The organism is Methanosarcina sp. UBA411, assembly GCF_002495725.1.
Lineage (GTDB): Archaea > Halobacteriota > Methanosarcinia > Methanosarcinales > Methanosarcinaceae > Methanosarcina.
This window is the reverse complement of the sequence record NZ_DAGK01000012.1, coordinates 12404-34210: the sequence shown is the minus strand read 5'-3', so window position 1 is coordinate 34210 and position 21807 is coordinate 12404. Positions and strand designations below refer to the sequence as shown.

The window sequence follows — 21807 nt, the reverse complement described above, 5'->3', positions numbered from 1 at the left end:
TGGCTCTGAACCCTTGTGAGGTACACTCTTGAACATAAGAACTTTAATACAAATTATCGTGACCCTTTTATTGCTCTCAGCTAGTGTGTTTCTCGTCCGCAGTTACTGGATAGAAATCATACCTGTTCTGGAAGAAATATTGAGAACACTTAGGGAAACCCGGATACGGTATGTTGTTCTGGCAGTCTTAGTATATATGTTGAGCGTGTACTTATTTTCAGTACGCTGGCAGCAGGTCCTCTACTGTATTGGTTACAATCTAAAAGCAACAAGCCTTGTTCCTATTTATTTCGGAGCAGTATTCATAAATAATATCACCCCTGGAGGGAACATGGCAGGAGGAGAATCCTTCAGAATCCTCTGGGCCAACAAACTTTTCGGGATAAGCTATACCAACGCTTTTAAGACAATCTTCTTTGAAAGATTGGTTGAAGCAATTCCTGTTCTTTTTTTCTCGATTTATATTCTATATTCATTCCCTTCTTTAGATATAAGATTCCTGCCTGCAATAGATCGTTTAACGTTAAGATCTATCCATCTGTTCTTCATAGTCTTCCTGGTAGTAGGAATAGCAATATGGTTCAATCGAATGAAATTAAATTCCCTCTTTCAGAGTGTACAGAAAAACTGGAAACAATTTAAACAAGCCTTTATCCCTGTTCTTCTTCTATCTTGTGGCGTATGGGTTCTTGATATAATACGTCTTAAACTGGTTGCTTTAGCTCTGAATATTGACCTCTCTTTAAGTCTGATTGTAACAGTTTCAATTGTGTCCTTCCTGCTAGGGGCCCTACCATTAACTCCAGGGGGTCTTGGAATAATTGAAGGAGGCCTGATCTCTTTGCTTCTGTATTTTGGTTTGTCCCTTGCATCTGCAAGCAGTTTCGTTTTTTTAGAGCGTTTTATTTCTTATGGAATCAGCAGCATAATAGGATTTCTTTACCTATCTTATTACGGAGGATTTCAAATATGGCAAAAATCAAAAGAAGGAAAACTACATTGACCAGTTAATGACATTTCACAATATGTCAAAAACCATTCAGGATAATGTAAATTAGTTAGAAAGTAAAATGGATAACTGTTGAAGAGACTAGATGTTTTTGTGGAAATTATTGTCCTGATAAGATAACTGCGATCAGAAAGTGCCCAGAGAATAAATATGGAAAGGTATTAATTGGAGAAGTGTGAGTAATAATATGTGGGCAATATAATTATTAGTAAGCCACTTGATAGAACCAGGAGGTAAATAAGTATGTGTAGTGTTGGAGACTCATTTGACATCGATATGGAAGGAAAGCTGCCGGTTAAAGATTATGTATGCAAGAACTGCGGAAATAGGTTCAAAGGCATTGGAAAGAATGTAACATGTCCTTCGTGTCAGTCTAAAAATGTAGAAGAATCCTGATAACGAACTGAATTTTTTAGATACTTATTTTTAACATGAAAGAATCGACTTCTTCTAAAGACATTCCACTGAAACAAAGTGAAATGCTTCTTCTGCGCGGCACTGCAGGAACTGTGGCGATTGTGAAAGTAGGTCCGCGTGGACAGTTCTTTCTAGAGACTGAAAACGAAGAAATTGTGCTCGGACTGGAACCCCATGACCTGATTGTTGCTTCAGCGCTGTCTGTGAATGAGAATACTGAAAAAGGGCTTAAATGTGTTCTCTTCATGATTCGGGAAATCAGGTCTCCATTAATAGTTCTTCCAAAGAACCATCCTGCATCTCCAAGGCTTCCAATCGTAGTGTCGGTTGGGGAAAAAACTGTTCTAAGCTGCAATATCACACCTGGTACGCACCCGAATCAAGACGTACTATGCGGTTCAAATGAATTTAGTGGTCTTGAGGTAACGGGAACACTGGAAGGCGTACATATTGAAAATCTGCCGCAGTGTGAGGTAGTAAAGATTGATTTTAATATCTGACTCGCAGTTTTTCGTCAGTGTATTTCATTAGTTCTGCAGCATGATCACAGTATTTCCTATAGAGATTAAGCTCATCTTTCATCCCAGACAAGTCTAGATTTCCCAAATTCTAGACTTCTTTTAATGCATCTGCGAGGTTTTGAACAGATTCAAAAATTCGTTTTTTGTTCTCTGAGCCTTTAATTGCAGATTTAGCTTCTTCCAGATATTTGTTCACTTCTTCTCTAGCTTCCTGTTTTTTGAAAATTATTGTATGGAGTGAGTGATAAAAAGGAAGACAAAATTTAGCAGGATTATAGTAAGATGCTTCCTTTTCTGAAGTTTCGAAAAATTCTATTGCCTTTTCTAATTCTTTTTTGTAATCTTCATCTGTTTCTGCCTAGGAAGCCATGAATATTGAAACTATTCCAAGAGAATGATGTGAAGAGGATTTCACATAACTGTTTTCATCATCAGTCAGTCTATGTAAATCATTCAATGCCTGTTGCTTATCTGGTATGAATGAGAAGAAATTCTTTAATCTTTAACATATATATGATCTTTTGGATTATCGCTTAGACATCGATTGTGAATTTTCTCTTGGTCGACCAACTGCCAAACACCGTAAAATCATATCAAGTTGGTGTTTAAAAATATTCCTTTTTGGTTTTCGAGAATAGAGGACATAGACCGTTCTGCTTCAATCCAAGCTTCCGAAAACCTGTGCATTTTCATGTAGTATTCCAAAAATTTAATTTAGGAAACCCACGTATTTTAATGGGGTTCTATATGGAAACTGTTAATTTTAAGAAAATAATGATTGCAACTGACGGCTCGGCCTGCTCCAGGCTGGTTGCTGACAAAGGAATTGAACTTGCCCGGTTGAGTGGGGGGACGGTCTATGCAGTCTATGTGGTGTCAACGGACTACTTTGCTCCTATTAATGGGAATTCCTTTCCTATGAGTGTGGATCCTTACTGGAAGCCGATACGGGAGGCATGGGAAAAACAGGGACAGCAGGCTGTAAATACTATAAAAAGCCTGGGAGAGATGAAAGGAATCAATGTAGAGCCCGTCCTTCTTGAAGGCAATCCCTCAGAAGAGCTGATCCGGTATGCTGAGGAGGTAAAAATGGATATTGTTATTATGGGCACTCATGGAAAAACAGGACTGAACAAGCTGCTTCTTGGCAGCGTTGCAGAAAAACTGGTCCGCCACTTGAAGGTTCCGGTTATGGTTGTAAGGGAGAAGTGTGATTAATAAGGCTGAGTTCAGGAAACTATAACTTGCATCTGCATTTTGTCTTTTCTTTAGGTTTATACTGTATGAAGCCCGCTATCTGAACTCCACTACTCACGTGTGCTAATTTTCTGAAGACGCGTACCCTTCTGGCCTGTCTTTTTTGTTATTTCCTTTTTCTTCTGCACTAAGCCCTATGGCAAATCCGGTTCCTTTATCTCTCTTTAGCTTGATCTCACCATTCAACTGATCTACCAGAATATTTACAAGCTGCAAACCAAGTGTTTCTGGATTTTCAAAATCGATATTCTCTGGCATGCCAATTCCATCATCCGAGACTATAAGGGTATGTCTGGTATCTTTTCGATCAGGTACCTCTTTATTATTCGCTTCATCTCGCGAATGAGAAGGAACATTAAACACTATTCGTTAACGTGTATGGCGAACCATCAAGATTTACTGATTAGGTAAGAGACTCTCAGATAAACTTATGAGATTATTAGAAAAGAATAGAAGCAGCATACGTGAAAAATAATATATAATCCTATAACTTTATAGGAAGCTCCTTCGGTTCCCGCTCCTCTCTATTTGGCTTGAGGGATAAAAATATCTCCCAACCTTGCTTTGACAAATACGATGAAAATGGCCGGTATTCGAAGTTGCCTTATGGTAACACTTTGCCAAGTGGCAGAGAAGGTTCGTTAAAATGGAAAAAACAAAAATACTGGGAAAGGCTTTCAAAGTCTTTCTTATCTTTGTACCGTTAAGTTTGTTTGCAGAGTACATACATGCTCCTCCCATAGCAATTTTTATCTTAGCTTCACTTGCAATCATTCCACTTGCGAAATATATAGGAGAATCAACAGAGGAGATTTCGGCACGTACCGGTCCAGCTCTGGGTGGGTTATTAAACGCCACCTTCGGTAACGCAACCGAATTAATCATAAGCATTTTTGCCCTGCAAGCAGGACTTACTGAAATGGTAAAGGCATCCATTACGGGCTCCATAATTGGAAACCTGCTTTTGATTTTGGGAATGGCGTTTTTCTTTGGAGGCCTCGGAAAAGATCAACAGGAATTCAATTCCACAGCAGCAAAGACAAATGCCTCCACTCTGTTTCTTGCCACTGCCGCTATAGTCATGCCTGCGGTTTTCGTTCTGACTTCTGAAAATCCTTCAGCCGCGACAATAGAAACTTTGAGTATTGCAGTTTCGGTCATCATGGCAGTGTCATATCTTGCAAGCCTACTTTTTTCGCTTCATACTCACAAGTACTTATACACCGCTGACACAACAGAGTGCAATCCCAAGTGGAGCGTTAAAAAATCGGTTGCGGTGCTTCTGGCTTCAACCGTTACAGTTGCTGTTATGAGTGAAATTCTAGTCGGCTCCATAGAACCTCTGGCTGAAAGCCTTGGCTGGACAGAAATGTTCATAGGTATGATTTTCGTAGCAATTATTGGAAACGCCGCGGAACATGTCTCAGCCATCACAATCGCCATTAAGAACCGGATGGATCTGGCACTCCAGATCGCAATTGGCTCGACAACTCAAATCGCTATGTTTGTCGTACCGGTTCTGGTGTTTATGAGTTACTTCTTCGAGACCCCTATGAACCTGATTTTCACCACCTTCGAACTTGCCGCCATAGTCTCCGCTGTCTTAATGGTCAAATCCATAATTGAAGACGGCAAAAGCAACTGGTTTGAAGGATTACAACTTCTGGGGACATACGGAATAATGGCCGTGGTCTCTTTCCTCCATCCATAAGTAACAAAAGGGAGCGGAAGAGTCAAAGACTAGGAGCTTGCAGGATATTGGTATTTCTATTATCTTGCAAGCGACCTGTATTTGTTTCGGTGACAAAAGCCCTATATTCACACTCAGAGTAACCATAAATATATATCAGGGTTCTCCAAAATAGCCATTTGTGACCTCTGGAGAAATTGTGCGGGTGGAAATCCTTGTATCTGGAAGGGTACAGGGCGTGGGCTTTAGAAGATTTGCAAGAAACGCTGCCGAGCGTCTGGGTATAGAATCTAACCCCATAAATTTAAGGGATGGTAGAGTTTTTGTCATTGCAGAAGGCAGACGTGAAGCTGTGGAGCTTTATATAAATGAACTCAGGAAAGGGCCAATGTTTGCCCATGTGGAAGATGTTGATGTCACTTTAAGAGAAGCCCTTGGAAATGTATACGACTCTTATTCTTATAAATGATCAGATCCGTTAGATTCATTATATCCTTGTTTTTCCTATTCTTATTTTTCAGCTTTCGGAATCACTTCAGCTTTTTGAACTTCTTTAGCCTTTTTTCAAGATCTTCGCAATAATTACAATCCCCACAAGATTAACCAATCCAATTACAAAATATCCTATCAAATTCTTTAAGCTCAAATCAGAGGCTTTTGAGTCCTTTTTCAAGAAACCAGCCACAGAAGTTGAATTTTTTCCTGAGTTTTGGTCAGATTCCGGATTATTATCTCGGTTTTCTCCGATTTTCTGCCCTTTTTCAGTAAATTTCACTACAGAGTCAGTTTCAAGAGTGAGCTTTTTTTCCTGCTCTTCAAGGTGTTTTCCGGATTCAAGCGACGCCCTAATCATGTAGGTACTTTCCGGCTCAAGCCCAAGGAAGAGAAACTGGTCATCGTTTTTCAGGGAGGCTATAACATTTCCATCTTTCCGGAGTTCTGCGGAGCCCCTTTCAGGGAGTTCCACTTTCAGGTTTGCATGGCCTGTTAGTAGGATCTGTTTTCCTTCTGCAAACCTAGGTCTATCGGGAATATCAAGAATTCCAAGCAGTGTCGGAGCAAAATCTTCCTGGTTGTATTCTCCCCTGAGAATTCCTCTCTCAATATCCTCGGCATTTACTATCAGTGGAACGAGTTGTGCTTCATCAGTGTCTGTGAATTTTTCGGATTGATGCCCACCTTTGGAATTGTCTTTGGAAAAACCCATTCCGTGGTCTGCTGTAAATACAAAAGCAAGGTCATTTTCCTTGCAAAGCTTATAGAGCGGAAGAATTTCCGAATCAAGACATTCGATGCAGTCCACATACCCATAATTATCCCTGTGGTGCCCGCTTGAATCTACAGCTCCTACATTGACAGTGAGCAGGTATTTTTGTTCCGGCCTGTTTCTAGCCATATATTTTACAATATCGCAAGCAGTCTCGACTCCCCATCTGTTATATCCATTATATTTTCCGCGAGTCTCTTTTGATGAGACATATCCGGGCGCTTTATCAGCTGCTTTTTCCATAACCTGTAAAAGCCCTTCAGGTACATCCGGACTGTCAGAAGAAGGCTCTGCTTGCTCAAGGATGATTTTCATATTTTTTATCGAATTATTTTCATCCCTGAGAATGACATCCTGCTTGGCGCGGATTGACCAAGAATCCCCTTTTTCCATAACCGCAATACAAAGATAGCCTTCTCTGTGAAGAACATCGAAAATAGTGGCGTCTTTGAAACTTACAAGCTCACTGTCTGCACCTGGATTTCCTGTGACGAGGACTGAATGCCCTCCTTCGGTAAAGGTCTGAGGAGCGCGGAATTTCAGAATTCTAACACTTTCTTTACTTATTTTCGGTAAATTTTCAAGTTTGGATTTTTCAAGGGGCGTCCCATCCAATGCATGTGGTGTAAGTTCAGGATAAATAAAAGGAGCACTCAAACCGTCTACGATCAGCACGACTGCTCCGTGGGGCGTGTTAACGGGATTTACCTCCGCTTCGGTCAATCCTGAGACAGGGGCTGGAAAAATGAGAAAGACAAAAAATACTAATAGAAAAAATAGAACTGAAAAAGATCTGAATTCTCGGACTGCCGGGATCATTATAAATTATTTTTACTTCAAGCTATAAAGAATTTGCCTTCCATAGATGTATTCTGCAGGATATCCTTGCATTACTTCTCTCTTGTTCAAGTATCCGATATTACTTTCATATTTCCCTCTATCCTGTATTACTTTCCAGTTTCATATTTTTGATTTGATTTCTTTAATGGTTGTAGAGTCCAAATAGCCCATCTGTTCTAAACTTTTCGATATTTCCAGTTTCAGTTAGCTTTTTAAACATCCATTCTATCAGGAAGAGTAAACTCTTATCATATTTGCCGCAAATATCTATAGCAATCTGGCAAAAGTTATTTTCTGATCAAAAAACAGGAAATGTTCCTATGAAAATGAACCCACGCTGTACCTATTGTCTCCTTTCAAGAGTACACTTTCAGTCTAAGCTTTCTACTGATGATGAAGACCTTATAAGCAAGACCATCAAGGAATGCCTTGAGGTTGTGACAAAGTATTATAACCCTGAAGCAGTATCTGCTTCCGTAGCCACTAAAGTTCACAGAAAATGCTATGAAGTTCTGAAAGACAATGACCCTTATGACGTAACAAAGAAACTTATCAACCAGGCCGCACTGAAAGTACTGCCTGTAGCAAAAGAGAAAATATATGAGAATTCTCCAGATAACGGGGAGCTTTTCAGGCGGGCAGTACTGGCATCCGTGGTCGCTAATTATTTTGATTTCGGAATTATGGGCTTTGAGGCCAGTGAAGATAAATTTGAGGCTGCTTTTAGGAAATATTTCGAACACGGGCTTGATGTAGATGACACGCCTAAAATGCTTGGACTCCTGCAGGATACTGTTTACATTGCCGACAATTGCGGAGAAATTCTCTTTGATACACTCGTTTTTGATATTATCAAAAAACTCGGTGGAAAGATCACACTCGTAGTCCGGGGCGGACCAATTCTGACAGACGTGACTTTAGAAGAAATAAAAGAATTTGAAATTGATAAAAAAGTCGACAGAATCCTAACTACCGGCTCAAATGCCGTAGGTGTCCTAGTTGAGGAAGCTCCGGCCGAACTGCTCAAAGCCATGAAGGATTCAACCCTTATAATCAGCAAAGGTATGGCTAATTACGAAACTCTCTCCGAGCATAATTTCGGGCCTATTGCGTATATGCTTCTTACAAAATGTGAGTGTGTTGCTGAAGATCTTGGGCTTGAGCAGGGGTTATCTGTTGCAAAACTGATGAACTATCCCTGAGTTTTTCCTCAAAGGGATTTTTCGGAAGCTTCTTATCTATCAGGCTCACTAATGGGTATTAGCATAAAACAACTTATGCATGTGGTAAAACGTTATACAGTGCATAAAATACACATTAAAAACGTTATACATTGAATAAAATATACTTTAGCTGAGCATGATAAGTATTCTGCTGAATAAGATCAACAAAATTGAATAAATCGGAATGAATCAAAAGGAGAAATAAAAAAGATGTGTGAAATCAATGTTTTCTTACTCCGTGGAGACAAGCGTGAGAGAATTATGGATTCTGTCGCTAGGATCCTGGTTGAAGGCCATTCAATCCAGCTTACCGGAATTCTCGGAGACAAAATAACTATAGAAGGTTCAATCAAGGAAGTTAACTTCTCACGGGGAGAAGCTCTTATCCTTGCAAATTAAAATTTTTTATTTTTCATTAATCTCTTTGAATTTTATATTCTTCCCGCTTTTTCTGTCATTTCTCAGTTTTCGGGCATAACTCATAGAAAAAGGATCTGTAAGCTCCCGAATATCTGAATCTCTCTTCTAGATTCCTTAATTAATAAGAACTCTCGGGAAAAGCATTTATCTGACTTTATCTATAACTCCATATGTTCCAAGATACAGATTCAGATTTAAGTCAAGACATTCGAAGAAGGTCTGCTAAAGCAGGATATCTTGGATTACGTGTCGGGCAGTTTGCAACAAACCGGCAAAAATTATAAGAAAAGTTATAACCTGTGGATACATCTTAAATTTATGCCTACATTCTGAACTTATATGATCCACTGTCCGGAATTATGATCTCCGGCAAAATTTTTAAATTTTCAGTGATTTAGGCTATATCTCGAGTTGGGTAGAAGAGGATTAAACAGGATAGGATATAAATGGTTAAAGCAAAAATCGCAATAAATGGTTACGGAACTATAGGAAAAAGAGTTGCAGATGCCGTACGGGCTCAGGATGATATGGAAATTATCGGAGTTTCCAAAACAAAGCCAAACTACGAAGCTGCAGTGGCTCACCAGCTGGGATATAACATATACGCTCCAGCTGCAAATCTCGAGGCTTTTGAAAAAGCCGGAATACCTGCAGCTGGAACGATTGAAGAAATGGTCGAAAAGGCTGATCTTGTTGTGGACTGTACGCCCGGGGGAGTCGGGGAAGGAAATAAGCCTATATATGAAAAGGCCGGAGTAAAAGCAATCTGGCAGGGCGGCGAAGATCATTCACTTACAGGTTTCTCCTTTAATGCTGTTTGCAATTACGATCAGGCTGTGGGTCGTGACCTAGTAAGGGTTGTTTCATGCAATACTACAGCACTTTGTAGGGCTATTTACCCAATAGATAAGGAACTGGGAGTGAAAAAAGTCAGAGTAGTGCTTGCAAGAAGGGCAGCCGATCCTAACGATGTAAAGAAAGGGCCAATTAATGCAATCGTACCTGATCCGATCAAGCTTCCTTCCCACCATGGACCTGATGTAAAAAGCGTACTTCCGCAGATCAATATTACAAGTGCAGCCCTGAAGATCCCAACAACACTAATGCACGTACATACTGTAAATATGGAAGTTAATAAGGATTGCACTGCAGAAGACGTTAAGAATATCTTTGGTTCCCAGCCAAGAATCCGTCTTGTAGGACAGGGCATATCGTCGACAGCCGAAATTATGGAATTTTCACGGGATATGGGCCGCCCCAGAAATGATATGTGGGAGAACTGCATCTGGCCAGATTCCATTACTGTAAATGAAAAGGAATTATACTTCTTCCAGGCCGTCCATCAGGAGTCAATTGTAGTTCCAGAAAACGTGGACGCTATAAGAGCCATGATGGAACTTGAGAGCGACGGTTCAAAGTCAATTGAAAAGACAAATAAAGCTATTGGCCTGTATAATAAATAAATAAATAAATAAATAAATAAATAAATAAATAAATAAAAAATAGAGTACCGGAATCTAAGTGTCAATAGACTCCGGCTTTTAAGTTGTTCCTGATATTTAATCTGAATATCTGGAACAATATTTTTTAAACTCAAGTGTTCTATATTCATATTATATATTTCACATTGGATTTCTTACAAAAATCAATAATCGAAACTCTAAATCCTTATGTTTTGCGTAAGGAGAATATAACTTGAAACTTTCAACTGGAAAAAATGGCTCAGATATGGACTCAACAGATTCAAGCTTTTTGAAATTATCTCGGGAGGCTTTCAAAGCCGCATCGGACTCTATCTATGATCTTGTAAGTACTGATGCAGCGTATAGCTTTGTTTGTATGGGAGCTGACGGAACTCCGACTACTAGAATAGATCGTGCAGCAGAGGACGCTATCTTAGAGGTTCTTAAAGACGATGGCAGGCCCATGCGAATTATAAGCGAGGAAATAGGAGAGCTTATTTTGGGAGATTCTCCCGAGTTCTCTATTGTTCTTGATCCTCTTGATGGAACCTATAATTCCTCTGTGGGGATTCCTTTCTACAGCATTTCACTTGCTGTGACCTCCTTTGACCTTTCAGACCTGAGGTTTGGGTATGTAAGTAACCTTGCGCTGTGCGAGGAATATTATGCCGAAGCCGGAAAAGGAGCTTACCTAAATGGAAAAAGCATCAAACCCTCCCTTAACACAGATCTGAGGGAATTGTGTGTAAGTGTGTACGGTTACCGGCAAAATATAGAGAGAACCCGAAAGATATACAAAAACATCAGAAGGGTAAGATTGTTTGGGAGTGTAGCTCTCGAGCTGTGCTATGTAGCCTCAGGAAGACTTGATGCTCTTGTAGATGTTCGAAATGCTCTGCGTGTTACGGATGTTGCAGCAGGCCAACTGATTCTGGAAGAAGCAGGAGGACTTGTCACGGATGGGTATGGTAACTCTCTGAGACTTCCGGACAATGTTACAGCCAGAGTGGAAATGGTCGCATCCAATGGACTTGTGCACGAAAAGCTTTTAGAATTACTTTCGGGAGGATAAGTTGGCAATTAAAAAAATAGGAATCTCTTCACGTTGTGATAGGCCTGAAGTTCTTGAAATAGTGCGGGAAATTCTGGCCCGTTTCAGCTCGAAAGTCAAAATTTATGTTTCCACTCCCACGGCTGAGGTGCTCGGGATCGAAGGGATTCCGGTTGAGAAAATGAGGGAAGAAGGAGTGGAACTCATTATCAGTGTAGGAGGCGACGGTACAGTCCTCCGTAATATCGCCAAAATGAGAGATCCTCTTCCTATACTTGGAATTAATATGGGTACGCTCGGCTTTCTTGTAGATGTCGAACCCAACGACGCCCTTGAAACCATAGAAGAAGTTCTTTACGGCTTTTCGTACAGCGAAAGAATGAGAGTCGATGTTTTCCTTAACGGAGAGATGGTTGAGACCGCAACGAATGAGATTGCGATAATGTCTGCAAAGCCCGCGAAGATCATTCAGTTTGAGGTTTATGTCGGAGATTGCCTTCTTGACTCGATGCGTGCGGATGGTGTTGTTTTTGCAACTCCTACAGGCTCTACTGCCTATGCGATGAGTGCAGGTGGCCCTATTATACATCCCAGGGTAAATGCTATCGTGGTTGTCCCTATAGCTCCATTCAAACTCTCCTCAAGGCCTTGGGTCATCCCGTCTGATAACGAGATTACAATAAAGCTGGCGGCTCCAAAAAAAGAAGCCGTAATTGCAATTGACGGACAGAAATCTTACAGAATCAAGCCTGATGATATCGTCAAACTTAAGAAATCCAAATATCCTGCACGTTTTGTAAAGATTTCGGATAGCTGTTTTTATGAACGGGTTCAGAGGAAACTTGCCTGAGAAAAAAACTTTGCCTAATTTTTGATTTTCTCATAACCCCGATTATCCCTGAAGTTTGAATCCGTTAGAATCTATTTTTTGAATCTCTGGAGTCCTTTATCTTATCAATATTTTAGCTATCCTAAATAAGGTCAAATATTCTCAAAATAAATTACCCTTCGTGAAATTGTGAAAGCCTTGCTACCGGCAACAATTTTCCTTCAAGGAAAACATTTATACATGTGAAGGTTAAGCTATGCTTAATTTTGACGAGATACAAGATTTTCTGACTTTTATGGGCGTTTGAACCCTGATACCTCCTTATTAAAGCCTTTGAGTTATTTTTCAAGCAGATGGCCTATATATCATTAAAAATTATCCAAATATCATTAACAATAATTGAAAATTCCTCACAATAATTGAAAATCACAGGAAGTAGTAATAATGTCAGAGAACGAGCAGTACTCTAGAAATAAACTTATGGATTTTATCAAACATCGCCCCCTAGATATAGAAATCTGTGACGTGACACTCCGCGATGGCGAACAGACCCCAGGTGTCGTATTCACGAAAGAACAGAAGCTGGCAATGGCCAGTGAGCTTGATTCGATGGGCGTTGAGGTTATAGAAGCCGGATTTCCGGTGGTTTCCGCAAATGAGAAAGAGACCGTGAAGGAAATTGCAAATCAGGGCTTTAATTCAAGAATCTGCTGCCTCTCAAGAGCAGTAAAAGGTGATGTGGACGCTGCCCTTGAATGTGATGTTGATATTGTAAGTATTTTCATCGCAATGTCAGACATGCACCTCAAATACAAGTATCACCGAAGTTTTGAAGAGATGCTTGGCTGCGCCAAGGAAACCATTGAATATGCAACCGACCATGGATTAAAAATACGTTTTGCAGCCGAGGACGCAAGTCGAACCCCGATAGATCGCCTGAAGCAAGCTTTTAAGGAAGTTGAAAAAGAATATAAGGTGCAGTACGTAAGCATTGCAGACACTGTAGGTATCCTGAACCCAACTACAACCCATTATCTTGTTAGCGAAATTTTCAAAGAAGTCAATACCTCTATATGTATTCACTGCCACGATGACCTTGGAATGGCCACTGCAAATACCCTTGCAGCCGCCGAAGCCGGAGCAAAACAACTCCATACTACAGTTAACGCAATCGGAGAAAGGGCAGGAAACGCTTCCCTTGAAGAAGTAATGGTAGCCCTCAGGATACAGTATGGCATAGATCGCTATGATACGACAAAGCTGACTACTCTTTCCAGAATGGTCTCGGAATATTCAGGTATTGTGCCTTCGGTAAACAAAGCCGTTGTCGGGCAAAATGCCTTTACCCACGAATCCGGAATTCACGTTGCTGCAATCCTCGAAGAGCCGCGTACATATGAACTCTTCCTCCCTGAAATGGTAGGCGGGAAGCGCAACCTTGTTGTCGGAAAGCACACAGGCACAAAAGCCCTCCAAGGCATTATTAATAGCATAGGTTTCTGTCTTGAGCGGGAGGAACTCTGCGCCCTGATCGAGAAAGTCAAGGTCTGCACTGAAGAAAAACACAAAAGCATCTCACGGGACCAGCTTGAAAGGCTAATTACTCAGGTAAGACAGGAAAGTAAAACAACTGAAAAGAGAGAGGAGAAGTTTTCTATTTGAAACCAGTCAGAGATGAGAAGGTTTTATGCATTAATTTTTTGTCATAGAGCCTATCCCAAAACTCATAAAACTCATACTTATGTCACAAAAGCTGGAATTTGAATAATCAATCGATCTGAAGAGGTGGGAAATGGTTTTCAAACTCTATTGATGTCGAATAAAAACTAGTTTTGGGATGAGCTCATATATACAAATTTCTCATTCTCAATATAAAGACTTTTTACAGTGACTTGTTTTTAGCTCCTTCAGCCATTTTTTCCAACATACCTAGAATTGTACTCGATGTATAAAATATAGAATTTAGGACTTCCGAAAGCCTGAATGTTATAAATAAGGTTATCCCTATTTCTCAGTTTGCTAAATTGTGATGATTGTAGGTCAAAAGCGCTGGATTCAGAGTCTAACATACAGGACTAAATGTTTTAAGAAGACTCGAGAAAAAGGAAAGAAATTAGCAGTAAAATAATATTTAAGTAAAGAATAGACGAATACAAAAAAACTATCTTTCAACATGAGAGAGTTGCCCAGCCAGGTCAAAGGCGATAGGTTCAGAGCCTATTCTCGTAGGAGTTCGTGCGTTCGAATCGCACCTCTCGCATCAAACTTTTTTCTTTTTTATTAAATTATCTGGTTCTTATTACATCTTTTTTGAGTGCGGTAAGATGGATACTAAGGGGTCAAACTCAAGAGATAATCAGGAAGACTATATAATATTTAGACAAACATATAAGACAACAAGCGGGAGTAACCAAGTGGTCAACGGTGAACGACTCAAGATCGTTTCGCGAAGGCGTTCAGGGGTTCGAATCCCTTCTCCTGCACTAAAATTATTATGGTTTTTCTATTCTTGCTTAAGATCTTTTTCTCTTTATTTATCTAATCCGGTTTTAATTTCGCTGAGTTACGGCAAGGAGCCAAGTCAAGAGCAACGGATTTAAGATCTGATATCAAAGGATTTCGTGGGTTCGAATTCCATCCCCTAGCACTAATTTATATATTAGGAACGGTGGCAAATAAACAACTGTATACCTTTTCTCAATCTCACGCGCGTTTTTATAGATTTTTTCAATCATTTCCTCAGACCGCAACTTCTTGCCATCCGCCCCTCCTCTGACAGCAGTATAATTTTCGAAGGGGAAAGCCTAGTCACGCAGATAATAACAGGTTCAAGGGAATAGATTGTGGAGATGAGTGTAAGCTTTGACATTAGATGTTTATTATTGTATATTAGGTTAAACGCTTTACTACGTGATTATTGTCCTATTTTTCAGTTTAATTCATTTATTATTATAATTAATTTTAGAAATACATATATAAGATATTGATAATGAGCATGTAAGGTTCACTAGTTTTATTTAATTTGAAAAATACGTGATAATATGGACAACTCATTTAATAATTTAATGTTTAACAATTGGGGAAAATCCGGTCCTATTAAAGAAGATAAGAATAGTTATCACTTACTTGTATATCATTGCTTGGATGTTGCAGCTGTTGGAACTCTATTATTGGAAAAAGACAAGCTTTTGGCAAAAAGAATTACAAAATTAACAGGTCTTAATAAGGAAGAAACTCAATCTCTGATTCCCCTTCTTCTAACTCTTCATGATTTAGGAAAATTTTCAGAAAGGTTTCAGAACCTTAAGCCAGATCTGTTAAAAGAACTTCGCCATCATGAAAGTAACAGGGCCTATATACTGCGGCATGATAGTATGGGATTTTTTATATGGAGTTCTATATGGAAGAGATTGTGGGATGAAAATTGTCTTAATTTAAATAATCTGGATTATGATATCTATGACTGGGACCTAGCGATTGAACCATTGATAAAAGCAGTTGCTGGTCATCATGGAAAACCTCCGGAGTATGAAATTCACGGCGTTCCTGTAAACTGCAAAGAACTTTTCACAGAAGAAGATACTGAGATTGCCTATATTTTCGTAAAGAGTGTACTCCAGTTGTTTTCAGGCATAGACTTCAATGCTGCAATAAGAGATGATGACAGTGGAGACCCTTTTGAGAACCTTATATTAAAATTTAAAAAATCTTCCTGGTTACTTGCAGGTCTTACTGTATTGTGTGACTGGATAGGATCCAATAACAATTATTTCAAATATGTTTCTGAGCCGATGTCACTTGAGGAATACTGGAACAAACATGCGCTTAAAAGCGCTAAGGAAGCCCTATATGACTCTGGGGTTTTGCCTTCTACAGTTTCTTTAAATACAGGAATGGAAGTTCTGTTCCCTAATATTAAACCTCCAAGTCCACTGCAGTTACATGTATCTTCATGTCCTATAGAAAAGATTCCTCAACTTTTCATAATCGAAGAAGCAACAGGAAATGGAAAAACTGAAGCTTCATTAACTCTTGCACACAGACTGATGTCAGTGGGGCTTGCCAATGGTATATTTATTGCACTACCAACTATGGCAACATCCAATGCGATGTATGAAAGGCTAGTAAGGACCTACAGAAAGTTTTTCCAGGACAATTCAGACCCTTCGTTAATGTTAGCTCACAGCAGTAACTATCTTTCTGATGAATTTCGAACTTCCATAGGTTTTCGCGAAGTAGAGGAGATTAAACAATACAGCAGGATTGGAACAACAGAAGATGAAACGATCTCTGCCCAGTGCAGCAAATGGATTGCAGACAGCCGAAAAAAGGCTCTGTTAGCTGACGTAGGAGTCGGAACTATAGACCAGGCTATAATGGCAGTTCTTCCTACATACCACCAGTCCCTTCGAATACTTGGTTTGACTCGCAGTGTGCTGATAGTTGATGAAGTTCATGCCTATGATTCATACATGAACACTTTATTATGTAAATTATTGGAACTTCATGCCTCTCTAGGGGGCAGCGCAATTTTGCTCTCTGCAACTATTCCTGCAAAACTCAGACAGAGATTGGCAGATAGCTTTTGCAAAGGATTAGGAGTAGCCTGCGGAAGTCTGAAGGAAACAGCTTATCCGCTCCTGACTCATGTAAGTGAGATGGACGCAAAAGAAATTCAAATTGACACTCGCGAAGGAACTGGAAGAACAATCTACGTAGAATTTTTTAATGAGCAGGCTTCAGTCGAAGAAAAGATTGTTAATACCTCAAAAGAAGGAAAGTGTGTTTGCTGGATAAGGAATACTGTCGACGATGCAGTTGATGCTTATGAAAAACTAGTAAATATACTGGGAGAAGAAAAAGTCGATCTTTTCCATGCTCGTTTTGTCATGGGCGAGCGTTTAGAAATCGAGAATAGAGTTTTGAAGATTTTTGGAAAAGAATCCAATGAATCTACACGCAAAGGAAAAATCCTGATTTCAACTCAGGTAATAGAACAATCATTGGATCTTGATTTTGATTATATGATAAGTGACCTTGCACCTATCGATCTGCTAATCCAAAGAGTAGGGAGACTCCAAAGGCACTCGAAACATGGTAGCCAGAGAGTGCCCATATTTGGTATTTTTGCTCCAGAGCTTACAGAAAGTCCACAGGAAAACTGGTATGCTGACTTTTTCCCTAAAGCTGCTTTTGTATACCCCAACCATGGAAAACTCTGGCTTACAGCTCGTCTGCTAGCGGAAAAAGGACAATTTACTGTCCCTGAAGATTTGCGTTTTCTAATTGAGGATGTTTTTGGAGAACATTCAATAGAAAAAGTTGCTCCAAATTTAAGAATATGGGAAAACAAAGCAGAAGGAGAATCGAGGGCAAAAATTGATGCAGCTAATCTGAATTCATTGAATTTTCAAGAAGAATACAAAAGGACGCCTGCTCAGTGGGTTGACGATCTTATAACGCCAACCCGGCTTGGTGAAGAAACAGTATTATTTAGACTTGCAAAATGGGATGGAAAACATCTTACTCCTTTCTTTAAAGATGAGCGTTATTCCTGGGAACTAAGCCAGGTAAGCGTAAGAAAAAGCGAGATTAAAAAAGCTAGAAACTATGAAAAAACACTGGAAGTTGAAGTTAAAAAAGCATTGGATTCAATGCCGGACAAAGGAAAGTGGTCTATACTTGTCCCAATGCTCCCAGCAGGTAACAATGAATGGGCAGGTGTTGCTGTAAATGAATACAATCACGAAGTACAGGTATGCTATAAACAGAAAATGGGCTTAAGTATAGAAAAGTAAGAAGGAGGGAAAACACATCGCATTCAATCTGATTCATGAAAGGTGGATACCAGTCCAAAAAAAGGACGGGACAAAAGAAACTATTGCACCTTGGCAGCTTACTGAAGGCCTCGAATTAGAAAACCCAATTGTGGAATTGGCGTTCTCTCGTCCCGATTTTAATGGAGCACTTATACAGTTTCTTATAGGCCTTGTGCAGACAACAATGCCTCCAAAGAATGAAAGAGCCTGGAAAAATGTGTTAATGAATCCACCATCTCCAAAGATCTTGAAAACTGCCTTTGAAAAAGTAGCTCATGTTTTTGATCTTGATGGAAAAGGATCACGTTTTATGCAGGATTATGAGCTTAAGGTTGAAGATTTTAAGAAAAAAGATGAAATTCCTATTGAAATGCTCTTACTTGAGAGCCAGGGAAGAGACCTATTTATTAAAAGTGGGACTGTAAAACAGATTTGCAGGTCCTGCCTTGCCACGGCTCTATTCACATTACAGACAAATGCACCTCAAGGAGGGCGTGGGCACCGTACATCATTAAGAGGAGGTGGACCACTAACAACAATAGTTGGAGGAAAATATCTCTGGCAAACTATCTGGTTAAATATTATTGAAAGTGAAGAATTTGATAATGAAAAACATGGAAACGCCATGAAAATTAATGATGCCGATATTTTTCCCTGGATGGCACCAACATGTACAAGTGAAAATGGCAGAGAGGTTTCTCTTTCCAATGTAAATCCTGCCCGGATTTTCTGGGCTATGCCTCGAAGAATAGTAGTCAACTATCCCCCAGATGAAAAAGACTGCGTATGTGATGTTTGTGGGTCTAAAATAAAAAACCCGATAAGCAGTTATTTTACCAAATCCTATGGAGAGGCATATGGAGAATTGTGGAGGCACCCGCTTACTCCTTATTATAACAATAAAGATAGAAAATTTCCCTATCATGTGAATGAAGGAGGAATAACCTACAAATACTGGCCTGGATTTGTTTTTAACAGTAGTGAAATAGGGGAAAATGCCTTAACAATTCACAAATTCCATGAAAGAAGATTAAAACTTTCATATGTAGACTCCTTTTTTAAACATGAACCTCGAATTTGGTTTTTCGGGTATGATATTCACAATAACATTCTTACAAGATGCTGGTATGAAGGGCAAATGCCCTTAATTACAGTGGAAGAAAATCTCAAAATCGATTACGAGCAAACGACAATACAATTAGTTAAAATTTCTGAATACATTGTAAATAACATAAAAAGTTGCATAAAACTTGCAATTTTTGACTCAAATCATAATGTAAATGGAAGTTTTTCTTTTGTAGAAAGTCGATTCTGGAAAGATACAGAACCCGAATTTTATAACATTCTCTATGAACTGCATAAAATAATACTTAATGGAGAAAATAAAGCTGAAACAAAGCTGAAATGGTTGAATTATCTGTCAAGGAAGGCTGTGGATTTGTTTGATGAATATTCCCAGTCAGATTTCATAGGAATTGCAAACCCTAAGCGCATAGCAGATGCCCGCAGAGACCTTCTCAAATACAATTCTAAGAACGGAAAAAAAGTAAAGGAGATATTAGATTTGCCTCTTAAGAATCCAACAAAATGATAAATGCAGGTGATCCAGATTGGAAAATAAGAACACGATATCCTTTTCCGACCCAGAAACCCGCCAGATATTTCTTGAGTGGTGGGAAAATCTTGATGAAAGTCGGGGTAAGAGAGCAGAGTTGAGACACTGTCACAATATTGTGGAAGTTGTGTTTACCCCTTCTTTTCATAGTCTGAGAAAAGAACTGAAAGAATTCAGAATAAACCAGGAAGCGCTAGCTGCAATAGCTGGTGTGCTCTCTCATGTTAAAAGCAGTGACACGAACTCAAGTCTTTCAGCCCAAATGTCTACACCTAAACAGGGGAGCCAGAAAGCTGTTGTAAGCGACCTGCGATTTAGAAGATTGCTCACGATACAAGACCGAAATGACCTGTTTACAACAATGATACGCATAGTCCGGCTCTTAGATGGACGTGTGAATATTTTCGACCTTGCAAAAAGCATTTACTTCTGGAATGAGCGCACAAAGAAGCGATTGGCTTACGAATATTATGAAAATATACCTGTTGAAAAGAAAAAGTAAATTATTCAAAAATATAAGGAGGAAAATTAATTGACAGACTTTATACAGTTGCATGTGCTTACGTCGTACCCACCATCAAACCTTAACAGGGACGACCTCGGAAGGCCAAAAACTGCAGTCATGGGCGGGACCCAGCGTCTGAGAATCTCTTCGCAAAGCTTGAAGAGAGCCTGGAGGGCTTCGGATATTTTTAAAGAAGCACTTTCAGGTCATGTAGGCATCAGAACAAAAGAAATGGGAAATTTTGTGTACAAGTCCCTAACAACTGGTGTAAAATTAACTGATATTCTTGAAGGAAAATCTGAGTTTTCAACTACATATCCAAAAATGGAGGAAAAGAAAGCTGGAGAAATTTCAAAACAAATTGCATCAGCTTTTGGAAAATTAAAAAAAGAAGGATTTGAAATAGAACAGCTTGCTCACTTCAGTCCTGAAGAAATAGGGACTATTGAGAAGTTAATTATAGACCTTGCAAAAAGCGGCAGGGAATTAACTGAAGAAGATCACAATATATTGAGGAAGAATAATACTGCCGTTGATATTGCAATGTTTGGAAGGATGCTTGCAGCTAATACTCAGTATAACGTGGAAGCTGCAGTACAGGTTTCTCATGCAGTAACAGTCCATAAAGTTGCGGTCGAAGATGATTTCTTTACTGCAGTAGACGATCTCAATAATGGAGAAGAAGATATGGGTTCTGGACACCTCGGAGAAACCGAGTTCGCAGCAGGTCTGTTTTATATTTATATATGCATAAACCGTGATTTACTCAAAGAGAATCTGGAAGAAGATGAGGAACTCACTAAAAAAGCGCTTCAAGCTCTTACAGAATCAGCTTTAACAGTCTCACCTACTGGAAAACAAAATAGCTTTGCTTCAAGAGCTTATGCCTCGTACGTATTGGCAGAAAAAGGAAAACAGCAACCGCGTTCACTTTCGGTTGCATTCCTGAAAGCCCTAGAAGAAAAAGATCTCCTTGCTAGTGCCATAAAAGAACTCAATAGTACTCATGAGAAAATTGAGAGTGTTTACGGAAAATGCTGTGAAGACAAAACTGAAATGAACGCTTACACAGGGGAAGGATCACTCCAAGGGATTTTGAAGTTCGTAGTAGAGTAAAGCCAGCTGAAAGGTGAAATTATGAAAAAATATCTTCTCTTTCGGCTTTACGGACCACTTGCTTCCTGGGGAGACATAGCTGTAGGGACACATAGACCTTCATATGACCATCCTTCAAAATCGTCAGTGATGGGACTTCTTGCAGCGGCAATTGGTATCAGAAGGAGTGAAGACGATAAACACAGGAAACTTGCAGAAGCCTATAATTTTGCCGTGCTTGTGAATTATCCGGGAACTTTTTTGAGGGATTATCACACAGCACAGATCCCCTCGACAAGTTCGATAAAAAAGCAGCAACATATCCTTTCCCGAAAAGATGAGCTTTCAGTTGAGAAAGTGGAATTAACAGCAGTCCTTTCTACAAGAGACTATTATAGTGACTCTTTATACACAATTGTTATCTGGGCAAAAGAAAAATGCCCTGAAGCTTGTCCCTATTCTTTGGAACTGATTGAAAACAAATTGACTGAACCTGAGTTTGTCTTATATCTGGGAAGAAAGTCCTGTCCTCCAGCTCTGCCTGTAGAAGCTCAAATAGTTAGTGGAGAAAGTCTAAAAGAAGCTCTCGGAAAAGCTGAGTTTAAGTGTGAAGAATTTCTCAAATTACTGAAAAAATCAGAACAAGTAAGGCTTTACTGGGAAGGCGAAGAGGACGGACTTATGCCAGTTCATACGGTTACGCGCAGAGATCTTACTCTGAGCCGAAAAAGGTGGCAGTTTGCTGATAGAAAAGAGCACTATACGATGCTGGAATTGGGGGAATAA

Annotated in this window: 20 protein-coding genes and 2 tRNA genes; 19 read left to right on the top strand and 3 right to left on the bottom strand. The window is 39.6% G+C overall.

Annotation, left to right across the window (positions count from 1 at the left end; genetic code table 11):
- Positions 1-58: 58 nt before the first annotated feature.
- The 4 genes from BP861_RS03890 to BP861_RS03875 all read left to right on the top strand — a co-directional run bounded on the left by BP861_RS03890 (position 59) and on the right by BP861_RS03875 (position 3165).
- Positions 59-1003: a lysylphosphatidylglycerol synthase transmembrane domain-containing protein gene (locus BP861_RS03890; RefSeq protein ID WP_349680997.1), complete on the top strand. Its 945-nt coding sequence runs from the start codon at positions 59-61 to the stop codon at positions 1001-1003.
- A 249-nt stretch (positions 1004-1252) separates the two neighbouring features.
- Complete coding sequence (locus BP861_RS03885; RefSeq protein WP_292372780.1) at positions 1253-1405, top strand: hypothetical protein; 153 nt, start codon at positions 1253-1255, stop codon at positions 1403-1405.
- A gap of 35 nt (positions 1406-1440) precedes the next feature.
- Complete coding sequence (locus BP861_RS03880) at positions 1441-1926, top strand: hypothetical protein (protein WP_292372778.1); 486 nt, start codon at positions 1441-1443, stop codon at positions 1924-1926.
- Positions 1927-2694: 768 nt separating this feature from the next.
- On the top strand, positions 2695-3165 hold the full coding sequence (locus tag BP861_RS03875; RefSeq protein WP_292372776.1) for a universal stress protein: 471 nt from the start codon (positions 2695-2697) through the stop codon (positions 3163-3165).
- A 102-nt stretch (positions 3166-3267) separates the two neighbouring features.
- On the opposite strand, the gene BP861_RS03870 is transcribed toward BP861_RS03875, so the two are convergent.
- Positions 3268-3567 carry an ATP-binding protein gene (locus BP861_RS03870; protein ID WP_292372774.1) on the bottom strand — a complete coding sequence of 100 codons (300 nt, stop codon included), beginning with the start codon at positions 3565-3567 and terminating at the stop codon, positions 3268-3270.
- Between the two features lie 283 nt (positions 3568-3850).
- Here BP861_RS03870 and cax point away from each other — a divergent pair, with 283 nt between their 5' ends.
- Positions 3851-4915 (top strand): calcium/proton exchanger, encoded by a 1065-nt coding sequence (cax, locus tag BP861_RS03865; RefSeq protein ID WP_292372772.1) that lies wholly within the window; start codon positions 3851-3853, stop codon positions 4913-4915.
- 160 nt (positions 4916-5075) lie between these two features.
- A complete protein-coding gene (locus BP861_RS03860) occupies positions 5076-5363 on the top strand; it encodes an acylphosphatase (RefSeq protein ID WP_292372770.1) in 288 nt (95 codons plus the stop codon).
- Positions 5364-5447: 84 nt separating this feature from the next.
- On the opposite strand, the gene BP861_RS03855 is transcribed toward BP861_RS03860, so the two are convergent.
- Positions 5448-6884: a sulfatase-like hydrolase/transferase gene (locus BP861_RS03855; protein ID WP_292372768.1), complete on the bottom strand. Its 1437-nt coding sequence runs from the start codon at positions 6882-6884 to the stop codon at positions 5448-5450.
- A gap of 437 nt (positions 6885-7321) precedes the next feature.
- On the opposite strand from BP861_RS03855, the gene BP861_RS03850 reads away from it, so the two are divergent.
- The 8 genes from BP861_RS03850 (at position 7322) to BP861_RS03815 (ending at position 14470) form a co-directional block, all read left to right on the top strand.
- On the top strand, positions 7322-8203 hold the full coding sequence (locus BP861_RS03850) for a damage-control phosphatase ARMT1 family protein (RefSeq protein ID WP_292372767.1): 882 nt from the start codon (positions 7322-7324) through the stop codon (positions 8201-8203).
- Positions 8204-8434: 231 nt separating this feature from the next.
- Positions 8435-8623 (top strand): CooT family nickel-binding protein, encoded by a 189-nt coding sequence (locus BP861_RS03845; protein ID WP_292372765.1) that lies wholly within the window; start codon positions 8435-8437, stop codon positions 8621-8623.
- Between the two features lie 467 nt (positions 8624-9090).
- A complete protein-coding gene (locus tag BP861_RS03840; protein ID WP_292372763.1) occupies positions 9091-10107 on the top strand; it encodes a type II glyceraldehyde-3-phosphate dehydrogenase in 1017 nt (338 codons plus the stop codon).
- A gap of 265 nt (positions 10108-10372) precedes the next feature.
- Positions 10373-11179, top strand: a complete 807-nt coding sequence (locus tag BP861_RS03835; RefSeq protein WP_292373269.1) for a bifunctional fructose-bisphosphatase/inositol-phosphate phosphatase — start codon at positions 10373-10375, stop codon at positions 11177-11179.
- 1 nt (position 11180) lies between these two features.
- Positions 11181-12008, top strand: coding sequence for an NAD(+)/NADH kinase (locus BP861_RS03830; RefSeq protein ID WP_292372761.1), 828 nt, complete (start codon positions 11181-11183; stop codon positions 12006-12008).
- 423 nt (positions 12009-12431) lie between these two features.
- A complete protein-coding gene (locus BP861_RS03825) occupies positions 12432-13649 on the top strand; it encodes a homocitrate synthase family protein (protein WP_292372759.1) in 1218 nt (405 codons plus the stop codon).
- Between the two features lie 513 nt (positions 13650-14162).
- Positions 14163-14247 (top strand) — tRNA-Leu (locus tag BP861_RS03820).
- Between the two features lie 140 nt (positions 14248-14387).
- A tRNA-Leu gene (locus tag BP861_RS03815) sits at positions 14388-14470 on the top strand.
- A 248-nt stretch (positions 14471-14718) separates the two neighbouring features.
- Here the strand turns inward: BP861_RS03815 and BP861_RS03810 are convergent.
- Entirely contained in the window at positions 14719-14856 is a 138-nt protein-coding gene (locus tag BP861_RS03810) for a hypothetical protein (protein ID WP_292372757.1), read from the bottom strand.
- 196 nt (positions 14857-15052) lie between these two features.
- On the opposite strand from BP861_RS03810, the gene cas3 reads away from it, so the two are divergent.
- The 5 genes from cas3 to cas5e are packed head-to-tail and all read left to right on the top strand — an operon-like array spanning position 15053 to position 21807.
- Positions 15053-17785: a CRISPR-associated helicase Cas3' gene (gene cas3 / locus BP861_RS03805; RefSeq protein ID WP_292372755.1), complete on the top strand. Its 2733-nt coding sequence runs from the start codon at positions 15053-15055 to the stop codon at positions 17783-17785.
- A gap of 16 nt (positions 17786-17801) precedes the next feature.
- Positions 17802-19397, top strand: coding sequence for a type I-E CRISPR-associated protein Cse1/CasA (gene casA / locus BP861_RS03800; RefSeq protein ID WP_349680996.1), 1596 nt, complete (start codon positions 17802-17804; stop codon positions 19395-19397).
- Positions 19398-19416: 19 nt separating this feature from the next.
- Positions 19417-19923, top strand: coding sequence for a type I-E CRISPR-associated protein Cse2/CasB (gene casB / locus BP861_RS03795; RefSeq protein ID WP_292372753.1), 507 nt, complete (start codon positions 19417-19419; stop codon positions 19921-19923).
- Between the two features lie 30 nt (positions 19924-19953).
- Positions 19954-21042, top strand: a complete 1089-nt coding sequence (gene cas7e, locus BP861_RS03790; RefSeq protein ID WP_292372751.1) for a type I-E CRISPR-associated protein Cas7/Cse4/CasC — start codon at positions 19954-19956, stop codon at positions 21040-21042.
- Between the two features lie 21 nt (positions 21043-21063).
- Complete coding sequence (gene cas5e / locus BP861_RS03785) at positions 21064-21807, top strand: type I-E CRISPR-associated protein Cas5/CasD (protein WP_292372749.1); 744 nt, start codon at positions 21064-21066, stop codon at positions 21805-21807.

What these genes read in the sequence shown, in the direction of transcription:
- BP861_RS03885 (WP_292372780.1), top strand. Translation starts at nt 1,253, where the DNA reads ATGTGTAGTGTTGGAGACTCATTTGACATCGATATGGAAGGAAAGCTG.
- BP861_RS03880 (WP_292372778.1), top strand. Translation starts at nt 1,441, where the DNA reads ATGAAAGAATCGACTTCTTCTAAAGACATTCCACTGAAACAAAGTGAA.
- BP861_RS03875 (WP_292372776.1), top strand. Translation starts at nt 2,695, where the DNA reads ATGGAAACTGTTAATTTTAAGAAAATAATGATTGCAACTGACGGCTCG.
- cax (WP_292372772.1), top strand. Translation starts at nt 3,851, where the DNA reads ATGGAAAAAACAAAAATACTGGGAAAGGCTTTCAAAGTCTTTCTTATC.
- BP861_RS03850 (WP_292372767.1), top strand. Translation starts at nt 7,322, where the DNA reads ATGAAAATGAACCCACGCTGTACCTATTGTCTCCTTTCAAGAGTACAC.
- BP861_RS03845 (WP_292372765.1), top strand. Translation starts at nt 8,435, where the DNA reads ATGTGTGAAATCAATGTTTTCTTACTCCGTGGAGACAAGCGTGAGAGA.
- BP861_RS03840 (WP_292372763.1), top strand. Translation starts at nt 9,091, where the DNA reads ATGGTTAAAGCAAAAATCGCAATAAATGGTTACGGAACTATAGGAAAA.
- BP861_RS03835 (WP_292373269.1), top strand. Translation starts at nt 10,373, where the DNA reads ATGGACTCAACAGATTCAAGCTTTTTGAAATTATCTCGGGAGGCTTTC.
- BP861_RS03825 (WP_292372759.1), top strand. Translation starts at nt 12,432, where the DNA reads ATGTCAGAGAACGAGCAGTACTCTAGAAATAAACTTATGGATTTTATC.
- BP861_RS03810 (WP_292372757.1), bottom strand. Translation starts at nt 14,856, where the DNA reads ATGTCAAAGCTTACACTCATCTCCACAATCTATTCCCTTGAACCTGTT.
- cas3 (WP_292372755.1), top strand. Translation starts at nt 15,053, where the DNA reads ATGTTTAACAATTGGGGAAAATCCGGTCCTATTAAAGAAGATAAGAAT.
- cas5e (WP_292372749.1), top strand. Translation starts at nt 21,064, where the DNA reads ATGAAAAAATATCTTCTCTTTCGGCTTTACGGACCACTTGCTTCCTGG.